This window comes from Streptomyces sp. NPDC048392 (assembly GCF_043200575.1).
Classification (GTDB): Bacteria; Actinomycetota; Actinomycetes; order Streptomycetales; family Streptomycetaceae; genus Streptomyces.
Genome location: NZ_JBICYB010000049.1, coordinates 1 through 23,305, shown reverse-complemented (window position 1 = coordinate 23,305; position 23,305 = coordinate 1). Strand labels below are relative to the sequence as shown.

The window sequence follows — 23,305 nt, the reverse complement described above, 5'->3', positions numbered from 1 at the left end:
ATCACTCCCGTCTCAGATCGACGACGTCGTCACATAGCCGATCGGGACGGTACTTCATGCAGCGGCCACCAATTGGCATGTGCACGTAAGAAGATTGGATGCAAGATCCTATTTGAGACGTAGTGCGCGAAGAGCGCCATCGGGCACGGCTGGCGCTGAACGCGGGCAAGGCTGAGACCGTCAGAAGCCGTGGTGGCAGCTACATGGCTACGGGGCTACCCAAGGCCCCACCCAAGATCAATCGAGCGTGCCGCAGCAGCCCCAACTCGTCGTCACGGACATGTAGTCTATGAGTCGTCGCAGTTCAGACCTGGTTCACGAGTTCCTGCGGTCGGTAAAGTGGAGTACAAGCGCGGCACGGATGCCGGCGTGATCAACCAGGGCCTTTACTACCTGTCGTGGCTCACCCGGCACCGGAGCGCCTTCGACACCTTGGTCCGCGACAGGCTCGGAGTACCGACCGCAGCCCAGGTCCTGTGGAGTGCTCCCCGCCTGATCTGTGTTGCCGGCGACTTCACTCGCTACGACGCACACGCTGTGCGCGAGCACCGTCGCAGCATCGACATGGTCCGCTACCGGTACTACGGCAGCGACCACGTCAGCCTGGAGACGGTGGTCTCCGTCACCGGCAAGTCGGGCGCGGCGAATCGGCGCACTCGCCGCCACGCGCACATGGACGCGCCACAGGCGCTCCAGCGGCAGACCGGCGCCATGGCGGAGCTGGCCGTGGCTGCGGACGAGACGCTCCGCGGCCTGGGAGATGGCATCACGCGAGTTCAGCGCAAGCAGTACGCCGCCTACCAGCGGCTGCGGAATTTCGCCTGTGTCATTCCGCCCCAGCAGACCAAGTTGCTCGTCTACCTGAAGGCCGACCCGAAAAGCGTCGATCTCAGGCCCGGATTCACCCGGGACGTGACGGGGCTCGGTCACCACGGCACGGGCGACCTGGAGGTGCAGCTGCGCACTGAACGGGACCTGGAGCGTGCTCAGGACCTGTTCCGGCTGAGCTACGCCGCGGCGTGAACGAGCAATGGCCCCCAAGGTCAGGTGCGCTTGCCTGATCAAGTTGTCGTCTGTCGCGATGCGTCCCTTCGACGTGGCGGTCAGGTAGTGGCGGTGGAGCTATAAGTATTCGGTGGATCCCCGGTTTCGGTAACCGGGGATCCACCGCTATATTGCCGCCCAGATCTACCGAGGCCCGCCGGACAAGGCGGCGTGAGCGGCCTGCACGCTCGCCCAGTAGTGGGCGAACTGTTCCTCGTTCAGCCTCCGTACCGCGTATCCGGCGCATTTGCTGCACCAGCCCGAGCCTGTCCAATCGCCGTGTCCCGGGTCTTGAAGGTAGAGCGGAACGAGGTCGCGGAGAGTGAGAAGGTCATGCTCGGGGCTCAGCCACTTCTCGTGCACACACAGGCCGTGTGACTTTCCTTCGTAAAGCCCCTGTGGATTCGTGGCGTACACCTGAAGGTTGGCCAGAGGCTCCAACATCTGGTTTCCGACGCTCCGTCCCGTAACTCCGTGACGGTCCATGACGAAAGGCTGGCCGTCGCGGCTGCGCAGGAACACTCAGAGCGAGAATTGATCCCCGGGGACGAGCGCTGCCAGGGAGGCCATGCGTAGCAATCCGTCGGTGTACCGGTCGGGATCGCGGATGAGGGAAGTTTCGCGGAGATCGGCGTCGGGCGGGGCGTCGAGCCACTCGTTCGGAATCGGGGCGCGTCGGGTTGCCGGGGCCTGGCTGGCGAAGGCTTCATGGCCGAATTCGACGGTGACTCTGCGGTAGACGCTCTCGGCAGGGCGCGGGAGGGGCATGAGTCGATTCTCGCCGACTCTGGCGGGCGCAGCCAGGGTCTGTGATGCGTGGGGATGTTGTGGACAGGATGGGAGCGGGCGGGGCACATTTGATCGCTGGAGCGTATGGCTGCGAGCGTGTAACCCCTCGGGTGAAATGTGCCCGCGCGGCCGTCAGAGCGGTAAGGGAGAGACGTGCCGGACGAGGTGCCCGGATCTCGGCGTGGCCGTGCCTGGAGCGAGGCGGAGGACGAAAGGCTTGTCGCGGGCGTAGTCGAAGGGCTGGATCTTGCGCAACTGGCAGAGCGTCATGGCCGTACCCCGGCCGCGATCAGTGCACGAGTGGATCTGTCGGTGCCACAGGACGGCGCGCTCGTTGACGACCCGGTTGAGTGGCTGAGGACGCGTCTGGACCGCGAGCCGTCGTACCCGTGGAGGAGCGTGGCGGTTGCTCGACGGCACCAGGATCGCCGGGCGCTGCGCAGCACGTCGGACTCCCGCCATGTGCCGACGGAGGATCTGGCGGGCCGGGCGACCGGGGTGATGGCGGACTGGGAGGGTGCCACGGGACATGTGCTGCGGCCCGAGCGGCGCGAAGCCTTCCTTGTCCGGCAGGTCGTGTGGGACTTGGCCACAGCCGATGAGACCGTCCGCCGGACAGCGGCCCGACGGCTGTGGGGGCAAGCTGGCACGCTCCTTCTGGACGACTGGCTGCTTGAGTGTGTCTGTCCTGGCGCCGTGCATCTGACGAGCGACTGGCCCCTGATCGAGGCGCGGGACCCCGACACGGTGTTGGTGCTGCGGGAACTGGTCGCCGCAGCGGTGGACGAGTTGGCCGAGCCGCGGGATCGCGATGTTCTCGGCCGTCGCCTTGGACTTCACGATCAGCCGGCGCAGACGCTGGAGACGGCCGCCGAGGGCCTCGGCGTCTCCCGGGAGCGGGTCCGCCAGCTGCAGACCAGGGCGATCCGCCGTCTCGTGCGAAATACCGCTCCGGCGTCCCGGAGGCTGCGGCAGGTGCTGGGCGAGCTGAGCTGCATGGGTCGAGAGGGGCCCGGGGCTCAGCCGCCGGCCGCGGAACGGCTGCTCGACCTGGCGGACGTGCTGCTGCCGTCCGTCACCCCCCGGCAGGCGGTGCCTCTGCTGGCGCGGCTGGCCGGTGCCGACAAGGTCCGTGCGGAGAACCTCGCAGCAGAAGCGTCGACCATACGCACTCTGCGTCACGACGAGGCGCGCCGGGAGGCGATGCGAGAGGGCCGCATCGACCGCTCGACGCGGCGGTGGGCAGCAGTCTCCGCCGAGGTGGACTGGTTCGGTGATCGCCGTCCGGCGCCACCACGAGCCGAACTGGAAACGCTCCGCGAAGAGGAGAACCTCACCCGCGGACGTTTCGGAGCATGGCACTGTCCCAAGCTCGACCGGGCCGTGTCGTACGAGTCCGAGACGGAACTGCGCGTCATTCAACTGCTCAGCTTCGCCTCGCAGATCACCTACTACCAGGAACAGCCGCTGGCCATCAGATACGAATACGAGGGGCGACAGCGCACCTACTACCCGGACCTGCTCGCGGCGACCGCAGACGGTAGCTGCGTCCTCATCGAGGTCAAGCCGGTGTACGAGATGGCGATGGCCATCAACGTCGCCAAGTACCGTGCCACCGCCGACTTCTGCCGCCTCCGCGGCTGGGGCCTGGTGGCCACGGACGGCTATCGCACGCGCCGGCTCCTCGAACACCAGATGGTCGACCCGCGCCTGGAGGATGCACTCTCCCTCGCTCTGGCCGCGGGGCACGAACTGAGCTGGCCGCAGATCCGTGCCGTAGCGGGCGTGCTCCCGATGGGTTCGCTGGACCTGGCCGCGCTCATCCTCAGCAGGGAGTGGCAGTGGCGTACCAGCCCCTTCCGGCTGCGCGCGAGCCCACCAGCGGACCGAGCGGGGGTCAGGCCGGCAGCGGCCACGGAGAATCCCGAGAGGCCCCGTGGGGATCGCTCCGTCGAAGGTAGCGCCCGGCCCCTCGTCCTGCCCTCGCCGGAGGACATCGAGGCTTCCCGCTCTCCCGCGGGAGGCTGGAGCCGTAAGCAACTTGCCGACTGGGGCGTTCCCTGGCCCCCGCCCAAGGGCTGGAAAGAGCAGCTGATCGCCCGCTGGACTGCCGGGTGACTTCCAGGCGCCGCGAGACGAGCATGTGGGGGTGGGGGGGCCGCCCGGGGGGGGCCCCCCCCCCCCCCCCCGCCCGGGGGGGGGGGGGGCCGCCGGCGCGCGGGGGGGGGGGGGGGGGGGGGGGCCCCCCCCCGCCGGCCCCCCCCCCCCCACATGACTGCCGGCGGCGTGGGCTCAGCCGCGGACGATGTTCTCCGCCTGAAGGCCGCCGCAGGTCAATAGGGTGACGCCCAGTCAGACTGCGCCGTCCTGACACTGAAGATGAAGCTTGACACCCTGCCGACGCCGTATGCAGATGTCAGACCATGTGTGGGCGCTCATGCCCCCGCGTACCGTCCTGAACAGGTGCACTGAGGGATTTAGTTTACGGCATCCGCGTCGGGCAGACCTGAAATTGTCCTGCCCTTATGAGCCGCCGCTAAAAGGTGGTATCCGAGAGTACTAGTCGCGCTGCTGTTTGTGACTAATTCTCGTTATGAGCCGCGGGCTTGCCAACGTTGCACCGAAAAATCAGCAGTTGCCCGTCCAAACGATCCGGCGGGTGAAACCGCCGCGGTCCCGCGCTTTGGCTTGGCGAATATTTTCCAGTCCTGTTGCGTCTATGCCGAGGTCCGCAGCGAGCGCGTGCACGACTTCTAGTACATCAGCGAGTTCCTCCAGAGCCGCCGCCGCCTCCGATGAAAGAAACTCGGCGACTTCCTCGTTCAGCTTTTCCCGTAGCCTTCTGCGATATTCCTCGGGTCCAGCGATGTAAGTGGTCGGATCGGCCCCATCAGCCTGGATGATTTCAGGGATGCGATCCCTGACCAACTTGCCGCTAGCGTTCACTTGCTCCCTCTCTTAATCTTGCCTTCGCAGAGCGTCAGCGTCGCCCGTGCCCCGCTGATGCTCTGCCACGATCGTGTCAGGTCATGCACCAGCCGGAGTCGCAAGTGCCCTCATCATCGTGGGCTTCGATGGCAGTCGGCTCCGCCTCCTCGGGGATGGCTACCGGGAGCGGTATGCCGTACCTAGTCAAGTACACCGCATCCCGCCCGAGGGCGGCGCGACATCGATTGATCGTCTCTTCCAGCCGGACCGACCGGGCGAACAGTTCAGGCTCGTGCCGGCGTTGATGGCGCCACGCGCTGACCGTGCGGAAGGGGCAGAAGAAGCAGGCGCTTTTTGGCGGCACGAGCAAGCCGGCGCTAGTAATGATGCGTTCGCAGTCGTCCCTGCGAAGGCCGAGGTCGAGAAGCGGGTATTCGATCTCCTCGTGTGCCTCTTTGCGTCGGCGGTTGGCCCGGTGGATCTCGTCAAGAGAGATGCCGATCCCCACCTCGGCGGGGTGCTGCGCGCTGGCACCGTGTTGGCGGAGCCACCGACCTATGACTTTGATCTTGAAGTCGGCCGTGCAGTTGCGGCGGCCTGGAGCGCCGTTCGCCATGCGAACCGGAATGGGGATCGATCGGGTGTCGGGTCGATTCAGCCGTTGCATAAGCGTTTCTGTGGCTCCGTCGCGACGATGTCGCTGGAGTTCGTGAATTTCCAGCCCTGCGCGGGCGGCGAATGGAATAGCAACCTCGCGGATGTAGGCGAGTGTTGCTGGGTGCTCGCTGTCGTCGCCGACGTTGGCGAAGAGGAAGGTGCGGAAGTCGATTTCTCGGCGAGCGGCCAGCACAAGAAGAGCAGTGGACTGGACTCCGCCGCCGTAGGAGATGACCCTCACGAGTGGACCCCCTGCTTCTGCGGGGGTGTCCGTTCACCAGTGCGGTCCGGCCTTGCGGCAGTGCGGGTGTGGCGGGGCATCTGAGCCTCCTGTGTGACAGTCGGAACCGGGCGTGAGAGACTCTATGCATCATGCGCGGTTTGATCAACTGTTTCTTTCATTGGAGGGTGTGTGGATGCGGCGTTGGACGCAGTCGCTTGTTGGGCAGGGGCCTACCGGGTCGGGCGGATGATCACGCTGTGCCCCTCGGAGAGCATCTGCGAGACGAAGCTGATGGCTTCGTCTCGCTCGGAGGCTGTGAAACTCCGGGCCGGCGGGACGACCTTCTTCGCTGGCCGGTGGGTGGCAGGCTTGCGACCTCTTGGCTTTTGGGGGGCCTGTTCGCCGGACCGGAGTCGCTCAAGTTCGTTTGGTGAGATGACGCGGTCCCGCTCCAGAGCGTCTGCCTCGATCGTGTCGAGTAGCCAGAGCGGCGACCGGGAGAGAACGAGATCGGCCTCGACGAGCTGTTTGCGGTTTCGCCAACGCGACACGGTCTGCTGGTCAACGCCGAGGAGCTGTGCGACTTCCTTAATTCCTACGATGGTGGGAAGTGCAGCGGGGTCTTCGATGCGGCATCCACGACGGATGCTAGACCGGTACTGATCCAGGCGCTGTGCAGTGGCTTGTCGGCCCGCGTGGCCGTCGAGGCGGAGAACGGTGTCGAGCAGCCAGTAAGGATTACCGGAAGCAACCACGTCCGGTTTGGCTAGCGTGCCGTCGACGCGCCACTTTTGCGAGGTTTGGCGTGCGACGCCGAACAGGTCGGCGATTTCGGCATGTCCCAGCAGGTATGGGGTCCGTGCCGCTGCCATGTCCCGGTACCTTTTCGCTTCACTCGACACGATGAGGCCCTGGCCGTCCGCAGGGCGGAACAAAGGTATCGCGCGGGTCCCGTGCGTGCTGGACTACGCTCGTGCACTATGCGCTCCGGGGCAGCACACAGAGCGCTGCAGGTCCGCGTGATGCCCCCAGCGCATGCGCGCTGCGTCACGTTACGTAAGTTCTTTGCCCTGCCGAATCTCCCATGGGCCGACGGGGACGAGGTGGACCTCGTCGAAGTAGCTCAGCCAGGCTGCGATGGTCTCGACTGTCCGCTTCGCCTGCTCACCCGTGCATCCCTCCGCGGCCACAAGTTCCGCCTGGGCGTCGGCGAGGTTTATACGGCCCGCTTTGGTCAGCGCCTGCAGTTCGGGCATGGTGTGCAGCCGGGCCAGGACAGCCCTTCCGAAATCTTGCTCGGCAAGTCCGGGGCCCACGTCAAGGTGTGCGAGATCTCGAAGCACGCCGGCGAGTACGTCGCTGCCAATGTGCTGGTGGTGTCCGTTGTAGACGCGGTAGAGACGCTCTGGGTTCCGGGTCTCCGGAAGCCATCGCTCGGGCTGCTCGTCCTGGCCGGGGACGACAACTCGAGGGCTGTCCTCGTCTGCCAGCATGAGATTGGCCTGCTCGCGCATCTGCTGGGCCAGTTCGAGTGTCCCTGGCACGGAGCCGGCGTTGATGGCCGTGATCACGCGTTGCACCTCGGGATGAGCAGCACTCAGTTCGACCAAGAGCTCGATGTTCGCTGCGGGCACGCGGCCCGTGGCTTTGCCCGTCAGGTTGGCTGAGCCCACGAGGTATAGGTCATCGGCTGCATACAGCTTGGCGTGCAGGTTGTGGCAGAGCATGACGGAGGCACGGCCGTCCTGCTCTGCCAGCTCGGCGATCTCAGGGTCAGAGACGCCTGCGGCCACTTCCGGCACGGACCACCGGGTTACACAGGTGATTTGTTCGACGCCAGCCGGGATGACGTCGAGCGCCGCCTGGAAAACCTCCTTCTTGATGAAGGGGGCGATCAGGATTACGCGGTGCGTCGCTGTGGCGAGGAGCTGTTCGATCTGACGCCAGACGTGGTCGGTCGTCACTCGTCGTCCTCGTCATCAGCGTCGCTGGCACCGAGGAATTCGCTGGCGAAGCGTCCCCAGTCCTGCCGCATGCGCTTGGCGCGTTCGCGTGGCTTCTCCGGTTGCTCGTCCTCGAATCGCGCCCAGGAAATGAGCAGGAGTTTGAAGGCTTTAGCGGCAGAAGCCAGCCGTTCCGCGAGATCTTCTCGGCTGGCTCCGTCGATGTCCTGGTCGAGCACCGCGATCAAGTCGCTGTAGACCGGGTGGTCCATGTTGAGGGCAACCTGGAGCATGCCAGGGATGTACTCGACGTTGAAGAAGGCCGGGGAGTCAGGGTTGCGGCTGGTCAGCAGCCGGATGTGCTTGCCCTGAGACATGGTCTCTTCGATGATGCGCTGGGCATCTGCAGGGCTGTAACGGTGCGTTTTGACCAGGCTCTCGTACTGGAGCTGCTTGCTTTCTTCCTCTGTGGTTTCTTCAGCGAGTTTGTCGGTCAGGCTGGGCGGGGCTTCCGTGCGGCGACGCTTGACTGCTTCCTCGGCCTGTACCTCGGCGACCTCGTGCCTCTTACGGCTCGTCCCCGTTCCCTGAGTCTGGTCCTTCAGGTCGGAACGCAGTTTGCCGAGCAGCTTTTCCCGGATGTGATAGACGATCTCGATGAGGGGCAGGCGCCGGTCACCCTCCTCACGAAGCGTCTCCCTGAATTCTTCGTACGACAGACCGGCGGCCTCCTCTCGCCATTTGAAGCTGGCCAGCTCAGAGAAGATCGTTGCGGACTGTTTGTTGTTCGTGACGCCGAAGACCTCGTCGAGAGCCGGGGGGAAGTCGATTTCCACCCCCCACCACCGTTCCTCCGGCTCGTAGGTGTTGACCCACCCCGTGTCAAGATCGAGCTCGCGGTCCGCGCGGATGAGGGAGATGCCCAGATTCTTGGATGCATGCTTCCCCCATGGAGTATCGCCAGGTTTCAAACTGGGCGACACGTTCCTGGGCCACGGCTCGCCCGGAATGTCTGTGCGGCGGGCGGCCTCAACTGCGATCGAAGACCGGACCAGGACGGGGTATTCGTTACCGTCCGAGCCCATGACCAGGAACTTCTCTACTCCGATTTGGCCGGTGTTGCCAGCCCCGTGTGCGCGGAACATAGGCTTGGTGTCAAAGGGGGTCGGGGTGGAACTTGGTGCCATGAGGTAGAGGGGGTCATTGGGTCGAGTGTCTCGGACGCCCGGCAGCTGCGCCCAGCCGCGCACCGGGACAAGCTTGATTCGCTTTCCCTTGGTGATGAGGCGTCGGTAGACCCGTCCGATCAGGTGCTCGGTATTCGTGACGGTAGTCTCGGCTCCACGCCACTGCACGCGCTCCAGTTGGCTCCACTGAACGAGGGTGCCTGAGCTGCCCAGCCCTTCGGCGAGTGCCTGCCATTCAGTCGGTAGTGCGTCGAGCTTGGGCTCAGGTACCTCTTCGAGTCCCTGCGCAATCTGCCCCAGGTCGAGGTAGGTGTGCAGCGCGTTGTCCGGGCCGTTAGTCCAGGACCAGACGTCGACGCGGTCGCACTGAGAGATGCTGGAATTGGGAAGGCCGACACCGAAGCGCCCTATGCCTTTGCGCTCCTGTCGGGTACCGGCTCCGAAGCGCAGTGACTGTCGAAGGGTTTCGGGATCCATGCCGTCACCGTTGTCTAGGACGGCGATCTTTTCGACGCGGTAACGGGCACGGTGGGTAGGGCGATCGGTCGACTCGACGACAAAGAGTTCGACAAGGTCGGCGTTGGCTTCGAGGCCATTGTCGATGAGTTCCGCAATGGCATGAGCTGTCGACTTGTAGCCACTGTCCTGTAGTGCTTTGACCGTCAGGTCGGAGGTGACGATCGAGTACTTGGATGTCATTGGGCCTTCCACACGTCCTCCCAGTTGGTGAATGCTTCCGCTACGTCCCCAAAGCCTGGGAGTTCAGGGTCGATGACGGTGACGATGTCGCAGGTGGGTGTTCCGCCGGCCTTCGGCCCGCGGATGACCCGTCCGACCATTTGGCTGTAGAGCACCAGGGAACGGGTGGGGCGGGCGATGACCGCGGCGCTTGCCGCTGGGGCGTCGAAGCCAGTGGTCAGAACGCCGAAGTTCGACAGGATCATGGGCCGGGGGCCAGGACCCTTGAACCGAGCGATGGCTCGGTCGCGGTGACGCGTGGGGGACTCGGCCGTCACCTGGTCTGCGTCGAGGCCGAGTGCTGAGAGGATCGCGACGAGCAGGCGGCTGTGCTCTACCGAGGCAGCGAAGAGCAGGATCCGGCGGTGGCGCTCGCTGAGGTCAAGCACAGTGCGCACGACTTGCAGATTCCACTGCACGTTGTCTGCGAGTCGTGCCATCAACGCGTCTGGGATATCGAAGGAAGCGGCAAGGGCCTGCTGGTCCCGAGTGCTCAGAAGCGTGCCGGAGTTAGCGGCCACAGTGCTGAAATCGGGGCGCGCCAGGTAGCCCTGTTCGATCAAGGCCGTGACTGGGTTGTCGTACCCATCGATCTCCAGCATCACCTTCTGGCGGGCGAAGAAGTCCGACAGCCTCTCGTCCTCAGCGATGTCGGCCCATGTCCGACCGGGGGTGGCGGTCAGACCCAAGAGACTCGAGTCGCTGCGAAGCGTGAGTGCCTCAACGACCCTGCGATACGTCGGAGCGATAGCTTGATGGGCTTCGTCGAAGGTGGTGAGGGTGGTGTGCAGCCCAAGTCGGTCGAGGAAGGTCGGATCGGCGTTTGCGGCGGCGCTGGCCTTGTCGAGGCCGAGGATCACGATTCCGTCGTTGATGCCATCTAGGTCCGCCGGCGCATCGCCCCACATCCGCGCCACGGCCACTTCCCGGTTGCCGAGCGTGGTCCATGCCCGCTCGAACTCTGCTGCCGCTTGCTCCAGCAGCTCCCGGCCTCTGGCCAGCCACACCACCACGCTCGGTTCATGGCGACGCAGGTGGTCGCAGATGATGTTCATGGCAGTTCGGGTCTTGCCGACGCCGGTAGGCAGGTGCAGCACGACCCGGCGCTCTCCGGAGTAGAGCATGCGCTGTGCACGGCCGGCAGCGCGTCGCTGGTGGGGAAACATCCCATACTGCGGCTCGGCGAAAGTGCGGGACGCGACTGGCACCTCGGGAGCCCTGTCTACGACGAGGCCGAGGAAGCCGAGAAGCGAGCGGCGTTGTTCGAGCGACCAGGGCAGCGTCGCGAGGAATTCGTCAGGTCGCGTATGAGCCACGCAGCCAAGGCGGTCAGCCAGCTCCGTGCGCTTATCCTGGGGCATGAGGTCTAGGAGCCGGGTCCGCTCCAGCGAATCGCTGACGAGCCGTTCCGGCGAGACAGCCGAGGCTGCTACCTTGCGCAGCGTCTCATCCGACCCTTCTCCTTGGTGTAGAAGTTCCAGCAGGGCACAAGCGTGCTCGCCGAGAAGGTCGCGCACGTAGGAGAGCGGCGCGCCGTTCAGGATGGATGTAAAGGCGATGCCAGGGGATCCGGTCATGGGGTGGCCCGGCTTGTCCGCATCGGGACACCAACACTTCCAGAGTCTTCGACTCCCACCCTCAGCCCCTGATCCTTTGTCCGCCGGATAGAGGCGCGGGCGCACATCCAGCTCGCACCGGGCCTCGTGATCAAACCCTAGCCGCGCCCGCCCGCCGCTGGGACCGGTCTACCGGAACCGCTGCTCCTCCGCCTTCCGCGCCCCGAGGGACACAGCGACGCCGAAGCTGAACTCGTGCGTCATGCCCAGCAGTTCAGCCCTGCAATGGCCCTTTAACATCGGGGAACAAACGTTCTATTCTGGTGCCAAGGTGGCCCCGGAGGGCTTCAAAGTTCATGCCGCCGCTCCGGTTCCGCCCTAGCTCCGGTTAGGATCTCCACGTACTACTGGTGAATGATCTCGCGGTGCAGGAGATTCGCCGCCAGTTGCCGAAGGAGACCGGAGCGAAACAGGGTGGAACGTGACACACCAGTCACATGATGTAGGTCTGGCCTACCTCGATTACAACGCCACGGCGCCGACTCGCCCTGAAGCGCTGGCAGCCGCCCTGTCTGCGATGCGAACGGTCGGTAACGCTTCCAGTACACACCGTTCCGGACGGGATGCCTCCAGCCGCGTCGATTTGGCGCGCCGACAGATCGCTGACCTTCTGAATTGCTCTCACGGCGAGATCGTCTTCACCTCCGGCGCGACAGAGGCCAACAACCTTGCTCTGCGGGCGGCGTTCGCCGCTGGGGGCAAGATCGTAACGGGCAGGGCCGAACACCCGGCTGTGCTTGAGACTGCCAAGGCACTCACCGCTGAGAACTCCGGCTCTCTGATGCTGCTGCCTGTCGACGAAGACGGCCTGGTCGACATGGAGGCTTTTCATGCGGCTTTGGCGACGAACGAGGTCGCGATCGTGTCGCTGATGGCTGCCAACAACGAGACCGGCGTGCTCACAGATCTCGCCCCCATTGTTGAGGCTGCTCACGAGCTGGGCGCGCTTGTCCACACAGACGCGACGCAGATCGTTGGCCGCCTCCCGATCGATCTCGCCGAGACGGACGTGGACCTCCTCTCCCTTTCGGCGCATAAATTCGGTGGTCCGCAAGGAGTGGGCGCACTGTTCGTGCGCCGAGGCATCTCGTTGCCCTACCGCCCGCTGCTCTTCGGGGGCGGTCAGGAGCGGGGGTGGCGGGCAGGGACCCTGAACGTGGCGGGTATCGCAGGAGCAGGCGCCGCCGCTGAGGCGGCTCGGAAGGCACTGCCTGCCGAAGCGGCACACATCGCACAGCTGCGCGATGTGCTGGAGGCTTCGCTCGTTGAACAGGCTGGCGACTGTCGGATCAATGGCGCGCTCAGCCAGCGACTGCCCGGAGTCACCAGCATCACCTTCCACGGGGCTCCGGCGGATGCGGTGCTTGCTGCAATGCCGGACGTGGCTGCGTCCGAGGGCAGCGCCTGCTCCTCCGGCGCACCTAGCCCTAGTCATGTGCTTCTGGCGATGGGGCGCAGCAGGGAAGAGGCCGACTCCACGGTCCGTTTCTCTCTTGGATACGCCACGACCTCCCACGATATCGACCGGGCCGTTGTATCAGCGGTCCGAGCCGTCCGGCAGGTACGGACCGCTCTCGCGGTTCCGCTGTAGTACGCCCCTCGGCCTGAAGATCATCCACGCGTTGACGGACACGGAGAAAGCCTCGCATGTCAGATAGCCGGCTCGCAGAAGCCGCCCATTCCTCCTTCGCGCGCCATGAGACCTTTGCGCCGCGGTTCGGGTGGCTTCATAAGGCGTACATGCAGGTCAAGGAGCGTCCGGATACATTCCTCGCGGACGACGCCCCCGTCCTCCTCGGGGTGGGCAAGAACATGGCCAACTCGATGCGTTACTGGTCGCGGGCCTTCAAACTGACCCGCGAGTTCTACGGCGACGACGGCAACTCCCGAGCGATGTTCTCCTATCCCACGTGGGAGGCGCGGTGGCTGCTCGACGAGGACGGGGCTGACCCGTATCTCGAAGAGCATGGCAGCCTGTGGCTCCTGCACTGGTGGCTGCTGTGCTCGCGGCCCGGAGCCAAGAGCTGGGCGCCGTCCTGGTACGTCGCCTTCCAGCTCGCTCCGTTCGCCCGCTTCACGGCATCTGATCTCACCCAATTGATCGTGCGGCACGTGAACCTGTCCTACGCCGAAGCGCCGGTCGGGGCCTCCATCGCCAAGGACGTTGACTGCATCACTAAGATGTATGTTCCCGCAAAACGTGCAAAGGGCGGTGCTCCCGGCGCGTTCGAGGACCTGCTGGCGTGCCCGTTCCGTGAGCTGGGCCTCATGGAGGCAGTGGACCACCCCGCCGCGGGGCGCTCGGAGTGGGAATTCACGACCGGCTCACGCATCTCTCTGCCGGATCGGGTAGTGGCATACGCGTGCCTTGACTACGCCGCCCGTACGACCCGTGGCGCTGGCTCGATCTCCCTTGCCCGGCTGGCTAACGAGCACGGTGCTCCTGGGCGGGCCTTCCGTGTGCGGGAACCTGACGTCGCCGCAGCCTTGGAGAGAGTCGCTGCTACCACTCCGGGGCTGCAGGTAGTCGAGGCTGTTGGCCAGCGCAGTCTGGCATTCACTTCCGATCCCTTCGAACTGGCCTGGGACGTCCTGGACGCTCAGTACGACAACGTCCGTAAGCGTCCGGACTTCCCCACCCGGGAGCAATGGGCGCTCGCCTACCCCAAACTCGCCGAAGCTGAAGCGCGCGAGTTCAAGCTTCAGGATGCCGTAGAGCAGCAGCTCACCCTGATCGAGGAGACCCAGTGACCACTGAGACCCCCACGCGGCCCGCCGCCCGCAAAGCCTCCGGTGGACCTCAGTTTCCTGCTGGCGTTGAGCTGATCGGCTCCCGTATGCGCTCCACCAATGTGGAGCGCGACGTGCTGGACGAACTGCACTCTCCCTACATCGGCGCGCGAGCCGTCGACGTGTTCGACCGCGTGGCCAACGCTCTCGGTGACCAGCGTCGCCCCCGTTCATGGTCGTTTACTGGCCCTTACGGCTCTGGCAAGTCCACCCTGGCCAACCTCATCGACGCGATTCTTGGGCACGACAAGAGCCGCCGCGTCGAGGCCGAGGCCGTGCTAGCAGAGGTCAGCCCTGGCCTAGCTGCGCGCCTTGCTGCTTCACGTGACCAGATGGCGCCGAACGGCTTCCTCGGCGCCGTCGCGATGGCCCACCGCGAACCCCTCGTCACGACCCTGTCCCGAGCTCTGCACACAGCGGCTCGGCGCCGCTGGCCGAACAGGACGCCCAAAGCGGTCTCAACCGCGCTGGCGCGGTGCGCCGACCCTTCCACTGCCAAGCCTGAGAATGTCGTCGACGCCGTTACCGCGCTCTGCGCGCAGCAGCCGCTCCTGTTGATCATTGACGAGTTCGGCAAGACCCTTGAACACCTCGCCGGACACAGTGAGTTCTCCAGTGCCAAGGACGATCTGTTCCTGCTGCAGGACCTCGCGGAGAAGAGCGCCGGAGACCGTGGTCTGCCGCTCTTCATGATGACGTTGCAGCACCTCTCATTCATGGACTACGCCGCTCAATCCAGCGAGCTGCAGACCCGCGAATGGGCAAAGATCCAAGGTCGCTTCGAAGACATCACCTTTGCTCCCCACCTGGGTGACGCAGTCCAACTGATGCGTCGCCGGCTTGACCAGTCAGCCGTGACAGAGTCCGGCCGCAAGCTGATTCAGACCCATGCCGAGGCTGCTGCCCAGGCTTGGCACCATCACGGCCTCAACGACGTCGTGGACCTCAAGACGCAGGACTTCGCAGACCTGTACCCGCTGCATCCGCTGACTGCGGTAGCGGCCCCGTTCCTTGCGGCGCAGATCGGCCAGCACGATCGGAGCCTGGCTGGGTTCCTCAACAACGACGAACCCCATACAGTTCGCCGCTCGCTCGCGTCCTTCTCCACTGCCAAGCCGCGCCGGGCCACGACCGTCCAGCTTCCGCAGCTATACGACTTCTTCCTCGACTCCGGCCGAACCTCGCTTCTCGCGTCGAGCAACGCCAGCCGCTGGATTGAGATCGAATCCCGGGTCACCGAAGCCAACGGCCTGTCCGCTGCCGAACAGAACCTGCTGCGCACGGTCGGCATGCTGAACCTGATCGACTCCGATGGCGCGCTGCGAGCAACCGCAGCCATGATCCATTTCGCACTGCACGAACCAGCAAACGGCTCCAGCCCTGAGACTTTCGCCGTTTTGGAGGAACAGCTCAACGGCCTCGTGGACCGCGGCTTCCTGGTCTACCGCGCCTTCAACGGCGAGTACCGAGTCTGGCGCGGCAGCAACTTTGACATCGACACGCGCCTCAAGGAGACGCTCGGCCATCTCGATGAAGCAGCCGTCCTCCAACGACTCGGCGACTACCTCCCACTGGCTGTCGCAGCTGGCCGACACAGCCAGATCACGGGCATGCTCCGCGCCCTCTTCGTCAAAATCACCGGCTCGCAAACAAAGTCGGTCGAAGGCCCTGACGAGCTCAACGATCAGGCCGACGGCCTGCTCGTCTTCCACCTCGGCACCATCCAGGACCGGCCTCTCGTCGATTCGTCGTTGCCCGTCGTACTTGGCGTAACGGAGGAACCCGACCTCGTCCTGCGCGCCGCATTCCATCTCGTGGCGCTGGAAGAACTGCAGCTCGACAAGTCCCTGGACCCTGTGGCTCAGCGAGAGATCTCCGAGCGCACGTCGGCGGCCAAGCGTGACCTGCTTGAGCTGCTCAGCGCAGCGTTCTTCCCCCTGACGCAGCGGGCCACTTGGCGCCTCTGGCGATCAGGCATCACTGCAGACGCCGGCGACGGTGAGGTGATCGAAAGCCGCAGTCTCAGCGGCCTCGCGTCCATCGCCTGCGACCAGGTCTTCCCCGCAACCCCCCACATCCGCAACGAGATGCTCGGCCGCCACGAGCTGACCAGCCAGGGCGCCAAATCGCGCCGCGAATTGCTGACCGCCATGCTGACCAAGTCCGGCGAACGGCACCTGGGGATCGACAAGTACCCGGCCGAACGTGCCATGTACAGCGGGGCCCTGGAGTACATGGGCCTACACCGAGCGAATAGCGTCGAGGCGGACGACTCCGCAACGTCTCTGCTGCCCTACGGCTTCTCACGGCCGGGCCCCTCGCACGCCCACGCGCTTGCGGTCTGGGACGCGCTGGAAGCAGCGCTCTCGGATGCCCACAAGCGCACTGACCTCGACAAGATCCACCGCGCAATCATGGTGCCGCCCTACGGCGTCAAGGCCGGCGTAGTGCCGCTCCTTGTAGTCACTGCGCTGATTCTGCGCAGCCAGGATGTCGCTCTGTTCGAAGAAGGCTCCTACCTGCCGCGCCTGACGGCCGACGTGGTGGAGCGAATGGTCAAAGCCCCGGGGCGTTTCTCCGTGAAGGCGACGCCCCTCGGCGACGGCCTGCGACAGAGCGTCGTAAAGAAGCTCTCGGTGGCGCTCGACGTTGAGCCGCCCCGTTCGCAGGCGCTGCGTAATCCGGCCCTCCTTGCCGTTACCCGCGCTCTGATCGAGCGGGTCATGGTGCTGACGCCGTATGCCCGCCGCACGCAACGGATCAGCAAGGATGCCGTTGCAGTGCGCTCGGCGTTGTTCACCGCGCAAGACCCCGACGAGCTTCTCTTCCACGCACTCCCGCAGGCACTCGGGCTGGACCCGATCAGCCCGGAGGCTCGGAAGAGCACCAACGGCAACAAGGGCTACGCTGAGCGACTCGCTGCCGCAGTCGAAGAGATCTCTGGCGCCGAGCGTGCCCTGCGCGCCGAGGTCGTCGAAACCATCAGCCGGGAGTTCCGACTGCCCTCCTCGGTAGCAGAAATGCGACGAGCGCTCGCGGCCCGCCTCCAGGGGTTCGCCAACGTTTCCCTCAGCCTGGAGCTGCGCGGGTTCGTCGCCATAGCGCTGAACGAGGGCCTGTCGGATTCAGACTGGCTCGACCCCATGATCGTGCGGCTGTCTCACTCCGCACTCGGCGACTGGACAGACAAGGACGTCTCTCTCTTCGCTAAGCGTGTCAAGGAAATGGCTGCCGCTCTCGACCGGGTCAGCCACCTGTACAAGAGCGGCGAGCCGTCTGGTCGAGCCGACGAAGATCTTCAAGCCCGCCTGCTCACCTTGACCGACAAGGACGGCGCCGAGCAGCGCACACTGATCTACCTGCCCGAACAATCTCGGCAGGAGGCCGAAAGCCTCGCTGTCAGTGTCGTAGTGCAGGCTGAGAAGATGCTCGGCCCCGACGGCGCCCGCATCCTGCTCGCCGCCCTCGCCCAGCGAGTGTCCGAGCCCGTTACCCCTACTGCAGTTGAGAGGACGGAGTGACCATGACCGACGCAACCGCCCCAGCGAAGAAGGTCCGGCACGTCCTGGGACTGTCCGGCGGGAAGGATTCTTCCGCCCTCGCCATTTATATGCGTGACCGTGTGCCGGAGATGGAATATTTCTTCTGTGATACGGGCGCAGAACTGCCGGAAACCTACGAGTATCTCAACAAGCTCGAGGCCGCCGTGGGCAAGCCGATCACCAGGCTGAACACCGACCGGGACTTCGACCACTGGCTTGAGGTCTACCAGGGCACTCTGCCGAGCCCTCAGATGCGCTGGTGCACCAAGAACCTGAAAATCAAGCCACTTGAAGAGTGGGTCGGCGAAGACGAGGTCATTTCCTACGTCGCTATCCGCGCCGACGAAAACCGGCTTGGCTACGTAAGCACTAAGCCGAACATCACCGCGGTCTTCCCCTTCCGAGAGGATGGCATTGACCGTGAGGGTGTCGGCCGCATCCTCGATGAGGCCGGCACTGGCCTGCCGGCTTACTACGAGTGGCGCACGCGATCAGGCTGCTACTTCTGCTTCTTCCAGCGCAAGCACGAATGGGTTGGACTCAAGGACCGCCATCCCGAACTCTTCGACAAGGCCGTGGCCTACGAGGAGAAGATCCGGCACCAGGACACGGCCATGCAGGGGCGCGACTACACCTGGTCTCAGGGGGAGTCCCTGCATCAGCTGATAGAACGCCGGGACGAGATCGAGGCCAAGCACGAGGCCAACCTGGAACGGGCGGCGAAGCGCATCAAGCCCAACAGGCCGCTCCTGGAGGTCCTTTCGGACGCGCTCGACGCTGACGATGACGAGGCTGGCTGTTCAGTCTGCCACCTCTGAGTGATCAACTCACTCAGAAAAGAGCCCGATTGGTGACGTACCGTCACTCATCGGGCTCTTTTCTGTCTCATCGCACTTGCTGTCAGCCCTGCGTGTAAAGATGTGTGGACTCATCACACACCGTCACCCGGCCGGAGCGCATCAGGAATGGCGACACCAGAAACCGTTGCGCGTGCGGTCATCCGGCACCGCCTGGACGCCAGTCCTGCTCTAGAGATACAGCTTGGTATCACCCCGATGCTGGATGTGCCTGCGCACCACCTCCTGCAGGACGACCTGAAGCGCTACGCCTCGCCGTGGGAGAGGCTCACCGCGGTCGAGAGCATCACTGGATCGATCCCTGACGAGCCCGGTCTCTACATGTTCGTCTGGCGGCCGGCGATCAGGCTCGTCATGGCGGATCTGACCGAGGGCGGCTTCCATCAAGTGCTTTACATCGGCCATGCGGGCGGAGCCGGGGAATTGGGCAACACTCTCAGGAACAGGTTCAAGGACTACAGGAAGCACCTGCGCGGAAATCCCGAGGACCTCTGGACCAGGGAACCGCCGACTACCCGGGCAGGCCGGCTGACTCACTACCTGGCCTTGCACCCTCTTGAGTTCTGGTTCGCAACGGTCGACGAGCGGTCGATGATCAAAAATCTGGAAGATCGCCTGATTCACCTGTACAACCCGCCAATCAACATCCAGGGCGGCCCCAAGTTGCGCGCCCGTCTCAGCAGCATTCAGAAGCCGGCACTTCGCTCCTAGCTTTACCCCGTTTCCTGATATCGAGGTACCTCATGCCGTCCAAGACGTTCGTCCCCGCCTTCGAGGCCAAGGTGGGAAACTGGACTTACTACTCCTGTCTTATGAGCTACGCCCAGGTGGCCCGCGAAATCAATTTTGCGCACGAACTTGGGGGAAACCGTGATCTTGGCACCATGATTCAGCGTGGTGTCGGAACCCGCACGGAGAAGATTACCGACTACCTTCTTACTAATGAGAACCGATTTCTCGGGGCCATTATCATTGCGGTGTGGGGTGGTGATCCCAACTATCTCTCGGTGGAGATGGATTCTGAGAATCAAGCCGTCCTCCAGGGGCTTGACCGAAACTTCGGGGTCCTCACTTTCGACGGTACCCAGCAGTTCTTCGCCCTTGACGGTCAGCATCGGCTCAAAGCAATCAAGGACGCGATCAAGAAGAACCCAGAGCTGGGTAGCGAGGACATCAACGTAATCGTCGTGCCGCACTTCGACACCCCAGATGGGCGACGTCGCACACGGCGGCTATTCACAAACATCAACCGAAACGCCAAGAGCACTAATCCGCAGGAGAATATTGCTCTCGACGAGGACGACAGCTTCGCCATCCTCACTCGACGTTTGCTTGACGATGACCCCTTTTTGAGCCGTGAGAAGGCGGTTCTCGTATTTAGCAAGGTGGGCCAGGACGGTGAGCTGGTGCTCGCTCAGCGCTCCATCAACGCGTCCAGTCCCGCATGGAGCACTATCAGCGTGCTGTACGACATCACCAAGGAGATCGGCTTCGACCTTCCTTGTGCCATCGAGCAGTCCACGCAGCGGGCTACCGATGAACTTCTCGACCAGAGCTTTGAGATCCTCACTACCCGCATCGTGGAGTTCCTTGACGCATGCGGCAACCTGCGGAAGCGCTACCTTGCTTCTGTGTCCCCCAAGGATCTTCGGGCCCCGAAGGGCCGAGACGGTGCCGGTCATCCGTTCATGCGCCCGGCCATCCAGGTGCAGGTGGCTCGGGCCATGCGGCATGTTCTGGAACAGGGGGCCCTGACGTGGCCCGAAGTCATGAAGCGTTTGGCAGCGCTCGACTGGAAGATGACCTCAGCGCCTTTCTCCTCCATGTGGATCGAAACCCCCGAGGGTACGAAGGCGAAGGGAAAGATGGCCAGTGGCAACACTCAGCTTCTATATGATCTCCTCCTTGTCCACCTTGCGCCGCGCTCCAAAGCTCAGATCAGCAGGGCGCTGCGCTCCTATTCCGACGTGATGAAGAGCAAGTACCCAGTGCCGGCCGAGGAGCTGTTCGGATTGCTCCCTGTCGATGCTGACTGACGAACGCAACGGTCTCTGCGAGACGCATCGAGGCCGCGAGGCAGGGGCAGCCCTCGCGGGTAGTTTGCACAGACCCGCGCGTCGTGCTGCCCTGCGGGCGCGGTCAGTACGATGTCCGGCCATGACGATCACGACCAGCAGGGAGCTCATGGCTTGGCCGCCGCCGGACGGTGGCACGAACTGAACGGTGGCCAACGAGCGCGTACCTGGAGCAGCAGGGCATATCGATATTTCTAAGGGCCCCCTGATTGGGACACCTTGGCGCGCGGGTTGGCCGGAGCGGACTATCGGAGTGCTCGTGCTGTGGTGGTTCGGGGCGGCGGGCCGGCGCGGGAGACGGCCGGGCTGCGCGGAGTACGAGGCGTCGTCCGTGGTGTGGGGGCGGTGCTGCGTTGCCAGCGGGTGCGCAGGGCGGTGAGGTCGGCCAGGGCACGGCGGCTGCCGGTGATCAGTTGGTGCGTCGTGTTGGCCGGGTCTTCGGCGTAGGTGGCGATCCGTGTGGCGACGTCGCACGCGCGGGTCAGCAGGGCGCGTTGAAGGATGCGTTCACCCCAGTACTCGGCTGACCCAACGGGTGTGGAGACCAGAGCCATCAGGTCACCGGCGGTGAGGTCACCGGCCGCGAGGAGGCCGCGGTGCTGGGCTTCCCAGAGCACGGTGACGGGGTCCACGGGCTCTGCGCGGTGGACCAGTGAGGTCAGGCACTGCCACAGGGTTGCGTGCAGGGAGTGCGCGAAGTCGTCGGGTTGGAGCCAGCGCATGTCCTTCAGAGCTGTCGGGTGCGCGGTGGCGGTGGCGAGGAGGAGTTGTTCCTCGTCGAGGGCTTCCTCGCTGCTGCGCGCCATGGGCTGTTTCGGCAGGACGGTGCGCGGCAGGGAGCCGGGGTGCGGGGCGAACTGTCCGGCGAGCGTGTCCATGAACTGTGCGAGGGCGTCGGCCTGGGCCAGGGTGGCGACGGCCCGGTTGGGCAGGGTGGCGTCGGTCGCGGTCTGTGCGAGGCGCTGGGCGTGCATGAGCAGCGTGCGCCGGGCGTGATCGGATTGAATCATCCGGGCGTACGTCGGCGCGTGCTGGGGCCACGGGCAGACCTGGACGAGGGTGTGGAGGTAGGAGGCGGTCAGCCCGGGGGCATAGGGGCGGGCCGCGTCGAGGACGGAGTTGAGCCAGGCGGGATCGGAGCGGTGGGCCTCCGGATCGGGCAGCGGCACCGTGCGCATGGCCTGGAAGAGGGCGCCGTGGGCGTGGTTGCTGAACTGCTCCGCTCCCAGGCCACGGATGTCGTCAAGCCGGTGGGGGTCCAGGAGGAGCGCACCGAGCAGGGACTGCTCGGCGTAGTGGACGGGCCGAGGAGAGGGGAGGTCGTCCAGGTCGTCCTCGTACGGGTCGGTGGAGTGGGGCATCTACGCGGCCAGGGTGAAGTCGTCGGGGTGGAGGGTCTTGCCGAGGTGCGGGGCCAGCAGGTGGGCGGCGAGCTGGGGCGGCACCGCGTTGCCGATCTGGCCGAAGACCTGGCCTTTGTTCCCGGCCCAGGGATAGTCGGCGGGAAAAGTCTGCAGGCGGCCGGCTTCCTGGGCGGTGATCCGGATGGACTCCGGCGCCGCCTGCTCCTCGCCGGTGGTGCTGGGGGCGGGTTCGGCGATCCAGACGCATTCGTTCGCGCGATGACCGAAGAACAGGGTGCCGGCGGGCTCGTCGGACCGGCGTACGGTCGCGTTGGACTGGTTGTTGCTGCGCAGTGACCATGACCAGCGGTGTGCTTCGCCGGTGAAGGTAGGGGCAGGCTCGTCGGCCGGCCGGTTCTCCCGGGCACCGTGCCGAGCCGTCCACCCCGCGCCTTCCCGGCGGGACTGCAGGATGAGGGTGCTCTGGGGCTTCCAAGTTCCGCGGTCGCGGGCGTCGCTGAGGGTCTTGCGTGATCCCGACGGGAAGGGCTCCGGGCCGCCTCCCGGGCCTCCGCCGGCGCACACGGTCGGCACCGGGCGGTCGGTGGCGCCCCACCCGAGGGCTTCGGCCATGGACACCCACCGGGCGCGGCCCGGCCCGAACAGCGACTCCGGCTCGGCGACCTTGGCGTGTGTGGGCGGCGGCGGATCGGCGGTGCGAGTGCGGGAGGCGAGCAGAATTGCGCGCCGTCTCGTCTGCGGCACTCCGTAGTCCGCCGCGTTCAGGATCCCGGTCCACACCGAGAAGCCCCAGCTGCGCAAGATTGCGGCGTACTGGCGCCACAGGGGCAGGACGTCCGGAACTTCCTCCATCGCGATCCACTCGGGCTGGCCGTGCTGGTGCAGGGCGTGCAGGTAGCGCATGGGCTCGGCGGCGAGCAGGGAGCGCTCGTCCTGGCAGGCGGTGAGGAGCTGTTCGCGGGTGTCGCGGCCGACGGCGAGGTCGGCGACGGCCTGGTGGACCAAGGGCTGGTCGAGGAGCCCGAGGCGTTTGCCGGCCTTCGACCATGCCTGGCAGGGCGGGCTGGCGATGAGTCCGGTAGTCCTTCCGAGGAAGGGCCCCACCGGATACATCGCGACGTCGGTGCGGATCGTCAACTGCCGTGCCGCCGCGCGGGTCTTGCAGGCCCACTCATCCCATTCCAGGCCGACGTCGCGCACCCCGAGGACGGTCAGGGCGTGGCTCCAGCCGCCGGGCCCGGCGAACAGGTCGAGCACGATCACGTGGCCAGCCCGAAGTCGTCCTGGGCCAGCGCGTCCGCGTCGCCGCGGCAGGCCCAGGGCGAGCAGCCGTCCGGGACGCCTTCTTCCAGAGCGGCGGGGTCTTCGTCACTTCCGAGTTCCTGGCGGATGGCGGCCCATTCGGCGGCCGTGACGTGATCGATCGGGGCTTGCCCGAGAGGGACACGCGAGCGGTGGGGTCTTGTCCCCGATGAGTGGACACCTGTTCGTTTCGTTATGCGGCAAATGTCAGGGGAGCTGACTGCTGTTCGTAGGCGATCGGTGCCTGCTG

General features: G+C 65.2%; 16 protein-coding genes and 2 pseudogenes. 8 read left to right on the top strand and 10 right to left on the bottom strand.

Annotated elements, in window-relative coordinates; genetic code table 11:
• Window positions 1-339: 339 nt before the first annotated feature.
• Window positions 340-1,023 (top strand): annotated as a pseudogene (locus ACGFYH_RS34060) (DUF5655 domain-containing protein); the annotation flags it as partial.
• Window positions 1,024-1,566: 543 nt separating this feature from the next.
• On the opposite strand, the gene ACGFYH_RS34055 reads toward ACGFYH_RS34060, so the two are convergent.
• Entirely contained in the window at window positions 1,567-1,812 is a 246-nt protein-coding gene (locus ACGFYH_RS34055) for a hypothetical protein (RefSeq protein WP_393807033.1), read from the bottom strand.
• 174 nt (window positions 1,813-1,986) lie between these two features.
• On the opposite strand from ACGFYH_RS34055, the gene ACGFYH_RS34050 reads away from it, so the two are divergent.
• Complete coding sequence (locus ACGFYH_RS34050; protein WP_393807032.1) at window positions 1,987-3,951, top strand: TnsA endonuclease N-terminal domain-containing protein; 1,965 nt, start codon at window positions 1,987-1,989, stop codon at window positions 3,949-3,951.
• Between the two features lie 510 nt (window positions 3,952-4,461).
• Here ACGFYH_RS34050 and ACGFYH_RS34045 read toward each other — a convergent pair.
• The 6 genes from ACGFYH_RS34045 to ACGFYH_RS34020 all read right to left on the bottom strand — a co-directional run bounded on the left by ACGFYH_RS34045 (window position 4,462) and on the right by ACGFYH_RS34020 (window position 11,086).
• Window positions 4,462-4,779: a hypothetical protein gene (locus ACGFYH_RS34045; RefSeq protein WP_393807031.1), complete on the bottom strand. Its 318-nt coding sequence runs from the start codon at window positions 4,777-4,779 to the stop codon at window positions 4,462-4,464.
• A gap of 76 nt (window positions 4,780-4,855) precedes the next feature.
• Window positions 4,856-5,659: a phosphoadenosine phosphosulfate reductase gene (locus tag ACGFYH_RS34040; RefSeq protein WP_393807030.1), complete on the bottom strand. Its 804-nt coding sequence runs from the start codon at window positions 5,657-5,659 to the stop codon at window positions 4,856-4,858.
• A gap of 212 nt (window positions 5,660-5,871) precedes the next feature.
• Window positions 5,872-6,513, bottom strand: a complete 642-nt coding sequence (locus ACGFYH_RS34035; RefSeq protein WP_393807029.1) for a helix-turn-helix transcriptional regulator — start codon at window positions 6,511-6,513, stop codon at window positions 5,872-5,874.
• A gap of 180 nt (window positions 6,514-6,693) precedes the next feature.
• On the bottom strand, window positions 6,694-7,605 hold the full coding sequence (locus ACGFYH_RS34030) for a phospholipase D family protein (protein WP_393807028.1): 912 nt from the start codon (window positions 7,603-7,605) through the stop codon (window positions 6,694-6,696).
• The gene (locus ACGFYH_RS34025; RefSeq protein WP_267073836.1) at window positions 7,602-9,470 is read right to left on the bottom strand and encodes an ATP-binding protein; all 1,869 of its coding nucleotides are present in this window, start codon (window positions 9,468-9,470) and stop codon (window positions 7,602-7,604) included. Before ACGFYH_RS34025 ends, ACGFYH_RS34030 begins: the two co-directional genes overlap by 4 nt.
• Window positions 9,467-11,086, bottom strand: coding sequence for a DEAD/DEAH box helicase (locus tag ACGFYH_RS34020; protein WP_393807027.1), 1,620 nt, complete (start codon window positions 11,084-11,086; stop codon window positions 9,467-9,469). Before ACGFYH_RS34020 ends, ACGFYH_RS34025 begins: the two co-directional genes overlap by 4 nt.
• A 460-nt stretch (window positions 11,087-11,546) precedes the next feature.
• Here ACGFYH_RS34020 and ACGFYH_RS34015 point away from each other — a divergent pair, with 460 nt between their 5' ends.
• The 6 genes from ACGFYH_RS34015 to ACGFYH_RS33990 all read left to right on the top strand — a co-directional run bounded on the left by ACGFYH_RS34015 (window position 11,547) and on the right by ACGFYH_RS33990 (window position 20,350).
• The gene (locus ACGFYH_RS34015; RefSeq protein ID WP_393807026.1) at window positions 11,547-12,716 is read left to right on the top strand and encodes a cysteine desulfurase family protein; all 1,170 of its coding nucleotides are present in this window, start codon (window positions 11,547-11,549) and stop codon (window positions 12,714-12,716) included.
• Between the two features lie 56 nt (window positions 12,717-12,772).
• On the top strand, window positions 12,773-13,876 hold the full coding sequence (locus ACGFYH_RS34010; protein ID WP_386474056.1) for a DUF4007 family protein: 1,104 nt from the start codon (window positions 12,773-12,775) through the stop codon (window positions 13,874-13,876).
• Window positions 13,873-17,436 (top strand): ATP-binding protein, encoded by a 3,564-nt coding sequence (locus tag ACGFYH_RS34005; RefSeq protein WP_393807025.1) that lies wholly within the window; start codon window positions 13,873-13,875, stop codon window positions 17,434-17,436. Before ACGFYH_RS34010 ends, ACGFYH_RS34005 begins: the two co-directional genes overlap by 4 nt.
• A gap of 2 nt (window positions 17,437-17,438) precedes the next feature.
• Complete coding sequence (locus ACGFYH_RS34000; RefSeq protein WP_266490137.1) at window positions 17,439-18,275, top strand: phosphoadenosine phosphosulfate reductase family protein; 837 nt, start codon at window positions 17,439-17,441, stop codon at window positions 18,273-18,275.
• A 147-nt stretch (window positions 18,276-18,422) separates the two neighbouring features.
• Entirely contained in the window at window positions 18,423-19,025 is a 603-nt protein-coding gene (locus ACGFYH_RS33995; RefSeq protein ID WP_266490136.1) for a hypothetical protein, read from the top strand.
• Between the two features lie 32 nt (window positions 19,026-19,057).
• Window positions 19,058-20,350: a DNA sulfur modification protein DndB gene (locus ACGFYH_RS33990; protein WP_267073830.1), complete on the top strand. Its 1,293-nt coding sequence runs from the start codon at window positions 19,058-19,060 to the stop codon at window positions 20,348-20,350.
• Between the two features lie 284 nt (window positions 20,351-20,634).
• Here the strand turns inward: ACGFYH_RS33990 and ACGFYH_RS33985 are convergent, their stop codons facing one another.
• The 3 genes and pseudogenes from ACGFYH_RS33985 to ACGFYH_RS33975 all read right to left on the bottom strand — a co-directional run.
• Complete coding sequence (locus tag ACGFYH_RS33985) at window positions 20,635-21,750, bottom strand: DnaB-like helicase N-terminal domain-containing protein (protein ID WP_393807024.1); 1,116 nt, start codon at window positions 21,748-21,750, stop codon at window positions 20,635-20,637.
• Window positions 21,751-23,016, bottom strand: coding sequence for a DNA cytosine methyltransferase (locus ACGFYH_RS33980; RefSeq protein WP_393807023.1), 1,266 nt, complete (start codon window positions 23,014-23,016; stop codon window positions 21,751-21,753).
• A pseudogene (locus tag ACGFYH_RS33975) lies at window positions 23,013-23,210 on the bottom strand (hypothetical protein); the annotation flags it as partial. The gene ACGFYH_RS33980 and the pseudogene ACGFYH_RS33975, both read right to left, overlap by 4 nt.
• Between the last annotated feature and the right edge of the window lie 95 nt (window positions 23,211-23,305).

Coding starts and splice junctions, on each gene's coding strand:
- ACGFYH_RS34055 (WP_393807033.1), bottom strand. CDS start 1,812: ATGCCCCTCCCGCGCCCTGCCGAGAGCGTCTACCGCAGAGTCACCGTC.
- ACGFYH_RS34035 (WP_393807029.1), bottom strand. CDS start 6,513: ATGGCAGCGGCACGGACCCCATACCTGCTGGGACATGCCGAAATCGCC.
- ACGFYH_RS34025 (WP_267073836.1), bottom strand. CDS start 9,470: ATGACATCCAAGTACTCGATCGTCACCTCCGACCTGACGGTCAAAGCA.
- ACGFYH_RS34020 (WP_393807027.1), bottom strand. CDS start 11,086: ATGACCGGATCCCCTGGCATCGCCTTTACATCCATCCTGAACGGCGCG.
- ACGFYH_RS34010 (WP_386474056.1), top strand. CDS start 12,773: ATGTCAGATAGCCGGCTCGCAGAAGCCGCCCATTCCTCCTTCGCGCGC.
- ACGFYH_RS34000 (WP_266490137.1), top strand. CDS start 17,439: ATGACCGACGCAACCGCCCCAGCGAAGAAGGTCCGGCACGTCCTGGGA.
- ACGFYH_RS33995 (WP_266490136.1), top strand. CDS start 18,423: ATGGCGACACCAGAAACCGTTGCGCGTGCGGTCATCCGGCACCGCCTG.
- ACGFYH_RS33990 (WP_267073830.1), top strand. CDS start 19,058: ATGCCGTCCAAGACGTTCGTCCCCGCCTTCGAGGCCAAGGTGGGAAAC.
- ACGFYH_RS33985 (WP_393807024.1), bottom strand. CDS start 21,750: ATGCCCCACTCCACCGACCCGTACGAGGACGACCTGGACGACCTCCCC.